Annotated in this window: 10 protein-coding genes; 6 read left to right on the top strand and 4 right to left on the bottom strand. The window is 72.1% G+C overall.

Going from position 1 to position 12,513, the window contains the following annotated elements; all coding sequences use genetic code 11:
* Positions 1-282 precede the first annotated feature (282 nt).
* Entirely contained in the window at positions 283-2,775 is a 2,493-nt protein-coding gene (locus tag ACFXKG_RS01775; protein WP_384830642.1) for a SpoIIE family protein phosphatase, read from the top strand.
* Positions 2,776-2,795: 20 nt separating this feature from the next.
* Here ACFXKG_RS01775 and ACFXKG_RS01770 read toward each other — a convergent pair whose 3' ends face one another.
* Entirely contained in the window at positions 2,796-4,598 is a 1,803-nt protein-coding gene (locus tag ACFXKG_RS01770) for a bifunctional sugar phosphate isomerase/epimerase/4-hydroxyphenylpyruvate dioxygenase family protein (RefSeq protein WP_384830639.1), read from the bottom strand.
* Positions 4,599-4,774: 176 nt separating this feature from the next.
* Here ACFXKG_RS01770 and ACFXKG_RS01765 point away from each other — a divergent pair, with 176 nt between their 5' ends.
* The 3 genes from ACFXKG_RS01765 to ACFXKG_RS01755 all read left to right on the top strand — a co-directional run bounded on the left by ACFXKG_RS01765 (position 4,775) and on the right by ACFXKG_RS01755 (position 7,251).
* Positions 4,775-5,611: an IclR family transcriptional regulator gene (locus ACFXKG_RS01765; RefSeq protein WP_384830637.1), complete on the top strand. Its 837-nt coding sequence runs from the start codon at positions 4,775-4,777 to the stop codon at positions 5,609-5,611.
* A 1-nt stretch (position 5,612) separates the two neighbouring features.
* Positions 5,613-6,686: a protein kinase family protein gene (locus tag ACFXKG_RS01760; protein WP_384830634.1), complete on the top strand. Its 1,074-nt coding sequence runs from the start codon at positions 5,613-5,615 to the stop codon at positions 6,684-6,686.
* A gap of 319 nt (positions 6,687-7,005) precedes the next feature.
* Complete coding sequence (locus tag ACFXKG_RS01755) at positions 7,006-7,251, top strand: hypothetical protein (RefSeq protein ID WP_384830631.1); 246 nt, start codon at positions 7,006-7,008, stop codon at positions 7,249-7,251.
* Positions 7,252-7,357: 106 nt separating this feature from the next.
* Here ACFXKG_RS01755 and ACFXKG_RS01750 read toward each other — a convergent pair whose 3' ends face one another.
* The 3 genes from ACFXKG_RS01750 to ACFXKG_RS01740 all read right to left on the bottom strand — a co-directional run bounded on the left by ACFXKG_RS01750 (position 7,358) and on the right by ACFXKG_RS01740 (position 10,324).
* Positions 7,358-8,302, bottom strand: coding sequence for a LamG-like jellyroll fold domain-containing protein (locus tag ACFXKG_RS01750; protein ID WP_384830628.1), 945 nt, complete (start codon positions 8,300-8,302; stop codon positions 7,358-7,360).
* Positions 8,292-9,716: a PQQ-dependent sugar dehydrogenase gene (locus tag ACFXKG_RS01745; RefSeq protein WP_384830625.1), complete on the bottom strand. Its 1,425-nt coding sequence runs from the start codon at positions 9,714-9,716 to the stop codon at positions 8,292-8,294. The genes ACFXKG_RS01750 and ACFXKG_RS01745 overlap by 11 nt, the downstream gene beginning before the upstream one ends.
* 200 nt (positions 9,717-9,916) lie before the next feature.
* On the bottom strand, positions 9,917-10,324 hold the full coding sequence (locus ACFXKG_RS01740; protein ID WP_384830622.1) for a winged helix-turn-helix transcriptional regulator: 408 nt from the start codon (positions 10,322-10,324) through the stop codon (positions 9,917-9,919).
* A gap of 63 nt (positions 10,325-10,387) precedes the next feature.
* Here ACFXKG_RS01740 and ACFXKG_RS01735 point away from each other — a divergent pair, with 63 nt between their 5' ends.
* Together ACFXKG_RS01735 and ACFXKG_RS01730 are read left to right on the top strand one after the other, a co-directional pair.
* The gene (locus ACFXKG_RS01735; RefSeq protein WP_384830619.1) at positions 10,388-11,077 is read left to right on the top strand and encodes a DsbA family oxidoreductase; all 690 of its coding nucleotides are present in this window, start codon (positions 10,388-10,390) and stop codon (positions 11,075-11,077) included.
* Between the two features lie 257 nt (positions 11,078-11,334).
* Positions 11,335-12,510 carry a serine hydrolase domain-containing protein gene (locus ACFXKG_RS01730; RefSeq protein ID WP_384830616.1) on the top strand — a complete coding sequence of 392 codons (1,176 nt, stop codon included), beginning with the start codon at positions 11,335-11,337 and terminating at the stop codon, positions 12,508-12,510.
* Positions 12,511-12,513: the final 3 nt, after the last annotated feature.

Below are 12,513 nucleotides of genomic sequence, written 5' to 3'. Positions count from 1 at the left end.
GGAGATCAAGATTACAAATCGGTACGAACGGTACCTTTCTCGTAGTTTTCCCCTTCGGCTTTCCTTCCACTCGCGTCCCCCTCACCCCTTTCGCCGTCCTGACGTTTTCCTGTCGCCTTCCTTCGTCGTCCTTCGCCATCCACGGTTCTCCTTACGCCCTCCTTAAGGAGCAGCCCCGCTTGTTGGGCGGCCCCGGGTGCCCCAGGCTGGGGAACGTGGTTCCGTACGGCGTGGCGCCGAGCCGCGCGTGGGGGCAGTGCGGCGAACGTGGGACGGTCGACGATGACGCGCCAAGGCAGCCCCTCCCCTGGCCCCGGCGACCGGCCGGAAGGCCCCGTCAACGACGCGGACGCCGGCAGCGACATCGACGCCGACACCGCCACGGTCAGGGTGGACCCGCGGGGCGTTCTCACCTCGTGGAGCGAGGGCGCCGAGCGGCTGCTGGGCTACCCGGCGTCGGAGACGGTGGGCCGGGAGGCCACGATGCTGCTGGCGCGGGGGCTGCCCGAAGGCGGTCTGCCGGAGGGGCTGCGGCCCGACGGCGGAAAGCCGCGCTGGAACGGCACGGTCACCCTGCGGCACCGGGACGGCCGTCCGCTGGACGTACGGGTCGTGGCCCACCGGCAGGACCCGACCGACCGCGCACCCGGCGGCGACTGGCTGCTGGTCTCCGCGCTGAGCGGTACGGAGGCGGTGGCCGAGGACGCCGAACTCAGCCGCTGGGCGTTCGACCAGTGCCCGTGCGCCCTGGCCGTGTACGACACCCGGCTGCGGCTGCGCCGGGTGAACGGCGCGATGGACAAGGTCATCGGGCTGCCGGAGGACGAGATCCGCGGCCTGCACCTCGCCGAGATCGGCGGCAAGCCGCAGAGCGCCGAGCTGGAGGACCAGATGCGCGAGGCACTGACCACCGGCACCGCGCTCGACGCCCGTACCTTCATGCGGACCGGCGGCGAGGCCGAGGAGCATGCCTGGTCGGCACGGCTCGCCCCGCTGCGCGACGAGGAGGGCCGGGTACGGGGCGTGTGCCTGGCCGCGCACGATGTCACCGAGGAGGTGCTGGCCCGGCAGCGGCTGCTGCTGCTCAACAGCGCGAGCGTCCGCGTCGGCACCACACTGGACGTGAACCGCACCGCGTGGGAGCTGGCCGACGTGTGCGTGCCCCACCTCGCGGACTTCGTCAGCGTCGATCTGCTGGAGCATCTCGCCGACGGCGCCGAGCCGCCGCCGGGCCCGGTCACCGGCCCCGTACCGCTGCGCAGGGTGGCGCACCGCTCCCGTACGGAGGACCACGTCAACGAGGACGCCCCCGACGCCTGGGTGAAGGTGGGCGACGTACAGGTCTATCCGGACTTCTCCCCACTGGCGGCCAGTCTGGCGTCGGGCCGTCCCGTCCTGAACACGATGACCGACCCGGTCATGCGGCGCTGGGCCGAACTGATCCCCGCACGCGCCGCGCACGCCAAGAAGTACGGCTTCCACTGGGTGATGGCCGTACCGGTCCTGGCGCGCGGCACGACGCTCGGTGTGGCGGTCTTCTCCCGGTTCGAGGGCGGTGTGCCGTTCGCCCCCGACGATGTACTGCTGGCCGAGGAGATCACCGCGCGGGCGGCGGTGTGCATCGACAACTCGCGGCGCTTCACCCGGGAGCAGAACACCTCGCTCGCGCTCCAGCGCAGTCTGCTGCCGCACCACCTGCCCCGGGCAAACGCCGTGGACATCGCCTCCCGCTATCTGCCGGCCTCCCCGCACCCCGGGGTCGGCGGGGACTGGTTCGACGTGATTCCGCTCTCCGGCGCACGGGTCGCGCTGGTGGTGGGCGACGTGGTGGGGCACGGCATCCAGGCGTCGGCCACCATGGGCCGGCTCCGCACGGCGGTGCGCACCCTCGCCGATGTCGATCTGCCGCCGGACGAACTCCTCACCCACCTCGACGATCTCGTGATCCGGCTCTCCGCCGATGCGGGCGCCGAGCAGACGTCGGCCGAGGTGGGCGCCACCTGTCTCTACGCGGTGTACGACCCGATCTCGCGGCGCTGCACCCTCGCGGGCGCGGGCCATCCGCCACCCGTCGTGGTCACTCCGGACGGCCGGACGTTCCCCGTCGAACTGCCGGTCGGTCCCCCGCTCGGGGTCGGCGGGCTGCCGTTCGAGTCGGTCGACTTCGAGCTGCCGGAGAGCACCGTGCTCGCGCTGTACACCGACGGCCTGATGGACCCCGGGGAGCGCGACACCGACGAGGGCCGGCGGATCCTCGCCGAGATCCTGGCGCGTCCCGCCGCGTCGCTGGACGCCGCCTGCGGCGCGGTACTGAGCACGCTGCTGCCCGGCGGCCGCGCGCAGGACGACGTGGCACTGCTGCTGGCCCGTACGAAGGTGCTGGACACCGCGCACGTGGCGACCTGGGACGTGCCCGCCGACCCCGCCGAGGTCGCCAGGACCCGCGGCTATGTCACCGCACAGCTCCGGGACTGGCGGCTGGAGGACGCGATCTTCGCGACCGAACTCGTCACCAGCGAACTGGTCACCAACGCCATCCGGCACGCCACGCCGCCGATCCAGCTCCGGCTGATCCACGACCTTTCGCTGATCTGCGAGGTCTCCGACTCCAGCACCACCGTGCCGCATCTGCGCCGGGCGCGCGCCTTCGACGAGGGCGGCCGGGGGCTGCTGCTGGTCGCCCAGCTCACCCAGCGCTGGGGCAGCCGGCACAACCCGACGGGCAAGACGATCTGGGCGGAGCAGATCCTCCACCCGGAGAACGGCGAGGCGTAGCGGGCGCCGACGGCCTTCGCTCAGTGGTCCGCGGCGCGCTGCGCCGCCAGCCGGACAGCGGCGTTGGCCGCGCCGTACCCCTGGTAGCCGCCGGTGCGCTGGACCACCTCGAAGAAGATCCGGCCGATCGACGCCGTGTAGAAGTGGCGGAACTCCCCGCCCCGTTCGTCACGGTCGTAGAGGATGCCCAGTTCGCGGTACGTGTCCAGCTCGCCGGGGGCGAACGCGAAGCGGGCGTCGAGGTCGTCGTAATAGTTGGCGTAGCTGGCCGAGAAGTCCAGCAGCGCCACGCCGCGCTCCCGTACCAGCCGGGCCGTGGCGGCGATGTCCTCCGTGGCGAGGGCGAGGTGCTGCGCGCGTCCCGTGTCACCGGTCGGCAGGGGGGCGAGGTTGAGCACGAGCCGCGGCTCCCCCGCGCCGCCGGTCAGGGCACGGCTGCGGAAGAGACCGTACGGGTCGGCGATGTCGACGCTGTCGTGCGGGCGCAGACCGAGCACGGTGCGGTGGAACAGGACCGCCTCGTCGTACTGGTGCCACGGCTGAGTGAGCGCGACGTGGTCGACGCGGCGGATCCCGGTGGACCGCGCCGGGCCCCGGGCGGGCACGGCGGGGAAGTCGCCGGTCCAGTCGGGCAGTCCGGCGCGGCCGGTGGCGCAGAAGAAGAGTTCGGTGCCGTCGGGGGCCGCGACCGCGTCCAGCGGTACGTCGGCGGCGGCCCGGCGGCGCGGCAGGACCGGTGCGAGAAGCGCCTCGGCGCGCCGGACGGCGCGGCCGGGGTCGGGCGTCTCCAGGCCGATCGCGGCGAGCGCGGTGGACGCGCGCCGGCCGCCCGCCGCGGTGTTGAGCAGGACCCGCGCCTCGCCCTGGGCCCACAGCTCCACCGGCTTCGTGGCGTGCTTCCCGGTACGGGCGAAACCGAGGGCGCCCAGCAGTTCCCCGACGGGTCCGGGGTCGGGGGTGGCCAGCTCGGCGAAGGCGAAACCGGAGGGCACGACGGGGCCGGGCAGCCCGGCGAGCCCGGCGGAGTCCTCCAGCGCGATCAGCGACCGCAGCGCGTCCACGGCCGTGGGTCCCGCCTCCGCCTGCCGGAAGACATCATTGAAGACCTCCAGGGAGAGCGGACCCTCGTATCCGGCGTGGACCGCCTGGCGGACCAGTCCGGCGACATCGAAGCCGCCCTGCCCCGGGAAGCAGCGGTAGTGCCGACTCCACTGGAGCACGTCCATCGCCATCAGCGGGGCGTCGGCGAGCTGGAGGAAGAAGATCTTCTCGCCGGGGATGTCCGCGATGCCCCGCGGGTCCGAGCCCCGGGACAGGATGTGGAAGCTGTCGAGGCAGACGCCGAGCGCGGGGTGCCCGGCCGCCGCCACGATCCGCCAGGCGTGGTCGTACGTCGAGACATGGCGCCCCCAGGCCAGCGCCTCGTACGCGATCCGGACACCGGCCTCCCGCGCGCGCTCGGCGAGGGCGTGGAGCTGGGCGGCGGCGAGGGCGTCGTCGTCCTCGGCGTGCGGGGAGACGCTGGAGCAGACCAGCAGCGTGTCCGCGCCGAGCCGGCGCATGACGTCGAACTTCAGCTCGGCGCGGCGCAGGTTGTGCGCGAACAGCTCCGCGGGGACGGCCTCGACGTCGCGCATCGGCTGGTACAGGTCGATGGTCAGGCCCAGGTCCGCCGCGCGGTCCCGTACCTCTTCCGGCGCGAGCGGCGAGGCGAGCAGGTCGTTCTCGAAGATCTCGACGCCGTCGAAGCCCGCACGCGCGGCGGCGGCGAGCTTCTCGCCGAGCGAGCCGCTCAGCGAGACGGTGGCGATGGACTTGCGCACAACAACCTCCGTTGGTCCACTCCACGGACCAAATGGTCCGCTGAGCGGAGAGACTAGGGCGCGGAAAGGGCACCGGCAAGGGTCGCGCCCGCACCGGGACCGGGCCGCACCGCCGCGGGGATAGGGTGCGTGGGGCGCGTACGACAGGAGCGGGCAGGAGCGGGAGGCGGTGGGCGGTGGACGACGGGACCGGGCGGTCCGACGGCGAACAGGACGCCGGTGAACGGGATACCGGCGAACGGGACACCGGCGGCGGGGTACGCAGCGTCCGGCGGGCCCTGGACATCCTCACCCTCCTGACGGAGGACCGGCCGGTCGTCTCGCTCCGGGAGATCACCGAGGCCACCGGACTGCCGAAGACGACGGTGCTGCGCCTGGTCCACACACTGGAACAGAGCGGGCTGCTGTGGTCCGCCGAGGGCGGCTACACCGCGGGCCCCGGGCTGTGGCGATGGGCGCATCTCGCGCGCCGCCAGTGGGAGGTCACTCGCGGGACCCGCGCTCTGATGCGCGAACTCGCGGACCGGACCCGGGAGACGGTCAATGTCTTCGTCGCGCACGATCTGCGCCGGGTGTGCGTCGCGCACGAGGAGAGCCCGCACCCGCTGCGCCATGTGATCGACGTGGGCGACGAACAGCCGCTGTGGGCCGGCGCGTCCTCGAAGATCCTGCTCGGCGACGCGCCGGACGCACTGCTGCGGCGAATCGCGCTCGCCTCGCCGGACGGCGAGCCCGCCATGGAACGGCTGCGCACGGCGGCCCAGGAGGCACGGCGCCGCGGGTACGCGGTGAGCAGCGGGGAGTGGGACGACGGGCTGACCGCCGTGGCCGTACCGGTCACCGGACGGTCGGGCGCCGTCATCGCCTCGCTCTCCCTGAGCGGCCCGAGCCAGCGTTTTCCGTACGAGGCGATCGAACGGTTCGCCGCCGATCTGACCGAGGTCGCCCGGCTGATCTCGGAGCAGGGCTTCAGCCATCCGCTGAGTCCGCGCGGCCCGGCCGGAACGCCCTGACGTGGCCCGGCCGGGCACCCCGTACGACGACCGCCTGTCCGCCCACGAGGCCGTGGCGGCGCGCCTGTCCCCGCTGAGCGACCAGCGCCTCGGCCGGCTCGTGGCGGCCGCGACCCCGCTCGGTACCGGCATCGGCGGCAGGTCGGCCGAGCTGGACGTCGGAGGCCGGCGGGTCTTCGTCAAGCGGATCCCCTTGACGGAGACCGAGCTGTCGTCGGCGCACGCCCGGTCGACGGCGAACGTGTTCGGGCTGCCGGTGTTCTACCAGTACGGGGTGGGCTCGGCCGGGTTCGGCGCATGGCGTGAGCTGGCCGTGCACACCATGACCACGCGGTGGGTTCTCGCGCGGGCGTACGAGGGTTTTCCACTCATGTACCACTGGCGGGTCCTGCCGGACTCCCCTCCGGAGGGGTTCGTCGACGAGTTCGGGGGCGTCGACGGGTCGGTCGCGCACTGGGAGAACTCGGCTGCCGTACGGGCCCGTCTGGAGGCGATCGGCCGGTCCACCTCCAGTCTGACGCTCTTCCTGGAATTCGTACCGCACACACTCGCCGCATGGCTGGACGGCCACCGCGACACCGTTCCGCGGGACGTCCCGGACGCGCCGTACGCCTGGGTGGCGGACGCCCTCCTGCGCGGCGCCGCGTTCATGAGCGCTCGGGGCCTCGTGCATTTCGACGCCCATTTCGCCAACGTGCTGACCGACGGCCGATCGCTCTACTTCGCCGATTTCGGGCTGGCTCTGAGTTCCCGCTTCGAACTCTCCGGGATCGAGGCCCGGTTCCTCGCCGACCACCTCTCGTACGACCGGGCGTACACCGGGGCCCACCTGCTCCGCCATCATCTTCCGCCCGGCGTGCGGGGCGGCAGGACGCACGGCGCGTTCCTGCGTGACTGGATCGCGGGCCGGCGCGCTGCCGCGGTACCGACCGGGATCGCCACGGTCCTCGACCGGTGCGCGCGGGCGGCGGTCGTCCTGGACGAGTTCCACCACCGTCTGCTCACGGAGAGCAAGCGCACCGCCTTTCCGCGCGCGGAGGTCGAGTCGGCCCTCGGCACCGACGGGTCACCGTAGCCTCACCGAAGTCCTGGACGAGCCCGGCACGGCACGCTGCCCGCCCTCTCGGCCGGCCCATCCACTTAATCGATCAACTTCTGGTCCGCAGACGACGACATGGGAATACGCAGAGCCGCAGCCCGCCGTGCCCGCGCGGCCGCAACAGGAATCGGGAGGCGGGGCGTCGCCCTGTCCGCCTGCGCCGCCGTCCTGCTCACCGGCGTCACCGTACCGGCGGCTCCCCCGAGCGCGATGGCGGATCCGGCCGCCGATCCGGCTCCCCGCCGCGCGGCGGCGTGCGGCGGCGTGCGGCGGCGGCTCCTACCAGGCGGAGGCCGTGCTCAGCGGCGACACCTGGAACGCCCGGCGCGGCAGCACCGTCGTGTACACCGGGACCGACATGCGCGCCGCGGTGCAGGCAGCGATCGGCAGCCTCACGGCGGGCCGCACCGCGAAGGAACGGGTCGTGGTCCGGGGTTCGGGCTCCATCAGCGCCAACTCACTTATCACGGAGAACCCCTGCGGCGTCAACACCACGTTCCGCAACAACAGGCTCGTCAACAGCCAGCAGAACATCTGCTGACGAGCCGCTACGAGCCACCACGACCACCCGTCCCCGGCTCCGTGGACCCCACTCGGCCCCACGGAGCCGTGGCCCCTCGCGCCGACGGCGACGGTAGACGCACCCCTTACCTGGTCCGCCGGTACTGGGCCAGGATTTCGCCCGGGGTCAGGGCACGGTCGAGGAACATCAGGTCGTCCATGCGGCAGTCGCAGGAGTTGCCCTCCCTGGTGTTCTGCGGATAGCTGCCGCCGATCTTGATGCCGCGCGGGTCGGTGGGGGATGTGGTGTCGGGCTCCGGTTCGCCCTCGACGGACCAGGGGTCGCCGGTGGTGGTGTAGAAGCCGGGCAGCGGGCGGCCGTTGCGGTAGAGCGCCATCGTGCCGTCGTCGTAGTCGAAGGTGGCCGCGAGGAACACCCACTCCCCCCGCGGCAGCAGCGTCGTCCAGTCGGCGTCGGCGGCGAAGGTCGCCGAGTTTCCGCCGTCGAGGCGGCGGCCGAGCGCGACCACCTTCATCTCGCCGTCCACCGTGATGAGTTCGAGGAGGGCGCGCACATCGTGGCCCTGGGAGGTGCCGGAGAGGACGCCGGCCAGTCCGACCGCACCGTAACGGTCGGTGGGATCGGCGGAGTTCGAGTTGAGGCCCGGGTTCTCGCCGGTCATCTTGAACCAGCCCATGACGGTGGTCTCGCGCACGCCGTTGAACGCGCCCAGCGAGGCGACGCCGCCCGGGTCGTAGACCCCGGCCTTCCAGTCGTCGTTGCCCGCGGTGGCGGGCGAGATCTGTGCGGTCCGCAGGACGGGGCCGCGGGCGCGGTCCCACACGCGCATCCGTGTGCCGCCGTTGACGAGTCGGATGTCGGTGCCGGACCCGCCGCGGTCGAGTTCCCACTCCGGATTCCCGCGTACGGGATGGGCGAAGTCGTAGTACGCGACGAGGTTCGACCGGAGGCTCGCCGGTACGGGGGCGGAGGCCGCGGTCGCCTGCTGCGCGGGGGCGAGTGCGGCGCCCAGCAACCCGACGGCCATCGCCAGCGCGCCCACGGCGCGCAGACCGCCGTTACCGCGCATCGGACACCTTCCAGATCTTGCCGTTGGCCTTCGAGAGCACGTAGAGCTCACCCGCACGGTCCGTACCGAAGCGGAGGTCGACCCGCTCGTCGCCGGCCAGCGTCCGCATCGAGGTCACCGCGCCCTGGGTGTCGAAGAGCTGGAGCTGGTGGACGCGGGCGAGCGGTCCGCCGCGGCGCATCTCGCGCACCTCGGAGTAGAAGACGCGCCCGCTCACCCCCTCGGAGAAGATGTACTTGCCGCGCAGTTCGGGGATCCGCCCTCCGCGGTAGACGAATCCGCCGATGAGCGCGTTCCCGCTGTCGGCGCAGGGCCTGTCCGCCGGAGGGTTGTGGTCGAAGGCCGCGACCGGATAGGTGTAGCCGTTCTTGGCGTCGTCGGCCGGGAGGGGGAAGACCCCGCAGGTGGGATTGTCGGCCTTACGGTAGGTGAAGGGCCCCTCGCGGTCGCTCCAGCCGAAGTTGTCGCCCGCCCTGACCTCGTAGACGGACTCGACCCGGTGTTCGCCGATGTTCCCGACGAACATCTGGTGGCGGCCGCCGGTGTCCCAGCTGAAGCGATGGGGGTCGCGCAGCCCGTACGCGTAGATCTCGCCGAGCCTGCCGGGCTGCCCGACGAAGGGGTTCGAGGGCGGGATGCCGTACTTTCCGCCCGGCCCGTCGTGGCCCAGGGGGTCGATCCTGAGAATCTTGCCCTGCGGCGCGGTCAGATCCTGGGGAACCGTGCCTCCCGCGCCCGCCCCGCCGTCACCGACGGCGACATGGAGGAGGCCGAAGTCCCGCTGCCCGGGGCGGGCGTTCGGATCGAAGCCGATCTCCTGGATGTCGTGGTAGACGTCCTGGAACCCCAGGCGCATCACCTCGCGCCGGGTCCCGCTGAACGTACCGGCCGCGGGGTCGTCCGCGGTCCACTCGGTGATCACGGAGTGCACGCGCGTGGTGGCGGGCGCCGGCAGATCCACCGGCTTGTCGGTGAGCGCGTCGCGTGCCTCGGTGTGAACGGTGTAGAACTTGCCGTTCTGCGCGAAGCGCGGATGGAAGGCGACGAAGCCGAACCCGCTGCCCAGCCCCCGGTGCGACCAGAAGTCGGGGCCCGCCGCCGCCCCCACGTCGAGGTACTCGCGCGGAGTGCCGTCGCGGTCCAGCAGATAGAGCTTGCCGTTGAGATCGGGGACGTACAACCGCTTGGAGCCGTCGGGCACTTCACCGAGGTAGTTGATCCGGGCCCAGCGTTTCAGCCGGTCGTCCGTGGGAGGCGGGACCGACTCCGACTTCGGGAGGGTCGCGAACTCCTTGAGCACCAGACCGTGCCGGGAGACGGCGGGGTCCGGCAAGGGGTCGTCGATCGGCGCGTCGTCCTGTGCGAAGGCCGGTGGCACGAGAAGCGCCATCAGCAGCACACCCGCAGAAATCACCAACCGGCTCCGGCCCGACTTGGGCATTCCGCTCACCTCATCGGTTCGCAGGGCGTAGAAAGCGCTTCCACAAGCGCCTGCGTCAAGCTACAAAGCTGGGGCCGGGGCGACAAGAGGTGCGACACGAGAAATGTGATGCACACGCCAATTCCGGCCACCGGCCTCATCGGGTCCGCCCGCGCCCGGCCGGGGCGGCCACCTCATGGGCCGGCGACGGTGCGGTGGTCGTGGTCCTTCTGCGCGGCGAGCACGGTGGGCGCGTTCTGCCGCACCCAGGCGAGCGTCGCCTGCAGCGGCTCGGCCGCGCCCCGCCCCAGCGGCGTCAGTTCGTAGCGCACACTCGGCGGCACACTGGGCAGCACCTCGCGCGAGAGCAGTCCGTCCCGTACGAGGGTGCGCAGGGCCTGCGCCAGCATCTTGTCGCTGATGCCGTCCACGAGGGTGCGCAGTTCGTAGAAGCGCAGGGGGCCGCCCTGGAGCGCCACGAGGACCAACAGGCCCCAGCGGCTGGTGAGATGGTTGAGGATTTCCCGGCCGGGACAGTCGCTGTTGAACGCGTCACACGGGTCTCGCGGCGTGCCGCCCGTGAGCTGAGAGCTGTTCAGCATGGACTGAGCTTACCTCCAGGTAGGCGCCTTCGAATAGTTAGCCATGAGGGCTACCGTCGGCCCATGAGCTCCCGACACGTCAGCATCGCCCCGTCCGGCGCCCGGACGATCGACCTCGACCTGTGGTCCGACTTCGTCTGCGCGCACTGCTACTACGGCACCCGCCGCGTGGCCGACGCGGTCGCCCGGCAGCCGGACCCCGGCCTCTTCCGGCTGCGCTGGCGGAGCTTCGAACTGGACCCGCGGCCCGCCGAGGAGCGCCCCACCGGCGATCTGTACGACTACCTCGCCCGCTTCAACGGCAGCCGCGAGGCCGGGCGCGCGGCCATGAACAGGATCGAGGCCATCGCCACCGCGGACGGCCTGCCCTTCCATGCCGACCGGGCCCGGCCGGGAAACACCGCCGACGCCCACCGGCTGATCCACCTGGCAGGGACGGAGGGCCGGCAGACCGAGGTCGCGCAGCGCTTCTACACCGCCTACTGGACCGAGGGGTTACCGGTCGCCGACCACGACGCGCTCGCCGGGACGGCCGAGAGGGCCGGTCTCGACGGCGGGCGGGTGCGGGAGGTCCTCTCCGGCGACGAGTTCGCCGACGAGGTGGTCCGGGATCAGCAACTGGCCCTGCGGATGGGCATCATGGAGGTGCCCACGGTCGTGGTGAACCGCCGGTGCTCGCTGAGCGCCGCGCTGCCGCCGGAGACACTCGCCGCCCAGCTCCGCCGTCTGACCGCCGAGGCCCAGGAGGCGTGACGCCAGCCCGGCCGGGGCCCGGCATCGCACAGCGGCCGCAGACCGGGCTACCGGGGCGGGCCCCCACTGCGCCGGTTTTGGTGAGCCGCTGGTCCCGGGCCGTCGCCCGTAGGGGCGAACCCCTACAGCTCGGTTGCTGCGCAGGGAAATTGATCCGGGCCGCATCAGGGGTGACGCCCTCCTCGCCGACGGTCCGCAGAGGTGTCGTACCGCCACAGAATGATCAGCGACATCCCCTCAGCCCGCTGGAGCAGCCGATGCGTGCCCGCGCTTCTGTCCTCACCTCCGTTGTCGTCCTCGCCCTGGCGACCGGCCCGTTGTCCGTACCGGCTTCGGCATCCGTACCCGCTTCCCCCTCAGCCGTGCCGGCGACTTTGTCCGGCACGGCAACAGGCCCGGACGGCCGGGCCCTGGCCGCCGCGATCGCCGGACTGCCGGACGCGGACGCGACCGCCGCTCTCGTCCGGGTCGGCGGCACCGAGGGCACGTGGCGCGGCAGCACGGGTGTGCACGACCTGGTGAGCGGCCGGAACGCGGACGCGGACGCGCGGTTCCGGGCCGGCTCGACGACGAAGGTGGTGACGGCGGCGGTCGTCCTGCACCTCGCGGCGGAGGGGAGGGTCGACCTGGACGAGCCGGTACAGCGCTATCTCCCGGACCTGCTGAACCGGTCTTTCAAGCCCGTCACCGTACGGCAGTTACTGAACCACACCAGTGGCATACAGGCCGGTGACGGCTTCGGGGACTCCTTCGAGGACGCGTACGCGCACCGCTTCGACACGCTGACGCCCCAGGACGTCGTGGCATCGGCGGTGGCGAAGGGCCCGGAGTTCTGCCCGGGGACCCAGCAGAACTACCTCAACATCAACTACACGATCCTCGGCCTGCTGATCGAGAAGGTGACGGGACACTCGTACGCCTCGGAGGCCACCAGCCGCGTCCTGCGCCCCGCCGGGATGCGGGACACGTACTTCCCCGGCACGAATCCTCGTATCCACGGGCCGCACAACCACGGCTACCAGGCGGTGCGGCGCGCGGACGGCACGACGGAGTTCGTGGACGTCACCGACTGGAACCAGGCCGACCGCCGGGCGGCGGGAGACATGATCTCCACGACGGCGGACCTGGAACGCCTGATCGTCACGCTGTTCCGGGGCCGGATCGTCCCCGAGCCGCAACTGGCGGAGATGTTCACGGTCCCGGCGGACATCAAAGGCGCGACGATGGGCGCGGGACTGGAACGCTTCGAGTACGACGGCACGGTCTACTGGGTCAAGTCGGGCGCCCGCTACGGCTACAGCACCGCGATCGCCGCGACCCGCGACCTGAGCCGCACCCTGGTGTACTCGGTCAACGCCACGGACGCCAAGGGCACGTCGACGAACCCGGTGGCCCGGCAGATCGTCCTGGCGGCTCTCCAGCGGGAGGAGTAGGGG

This window comes from Streptomyces sp. NPDC059255 (genome assembly GCF_042752355.1).
Lineage (GTDB): Bacteria > Actinomycetota > Actinomycetes > Streptomycetales > Streptomycetaceae > Streptomyces.
This window is presented reverse-complemented; position numbering and strand designations above follow the sequence as displayed.

What these genes read in the sequence shown, in the direction of transcription:
- ACFXKG_RS01775 (WP_384830642.1), top strand. Translation starts at nt 283, where the DNA reads ATGACGCGCCAAGGCAGCCCCTCCCCTGGCCCCGGCGACCGGCCGGAA.
- ACFXKG_RS01750 (WP_384830628.1), bottom strand. Translation starts at nt 8,302, where the DNA reads ATGCGCGGTAACGGCGGTCTGCGCGCCGTGGGCGCGCTGGCGATGGCC.
- ACFXKG_RS01740 (WP_384830622.1), bottom strand. Translation starts at nt 10,324, where the DNA reads ATGCTGAACAGCTCTCAGCTCACGGGCGGCACGCCGCGAGACCCGTGT.
- ACFXKG_RS01735 (WP_384830619.1), top strand. Translation starts at nt 10,388, where the DNA reads ATGAGCTCCCGACACGTCAGCATCGCCCCGTCCGGCGCCCGGACGATC.
- ACFXKG_RS01730 (WP_384830616.1), top strand. Translation starts at nt 11,335, where the DNA reads ATGCGTGCCCGCGCTTCTGTCCTCACCTCCGTTGTCGTCCTCGCCCTG.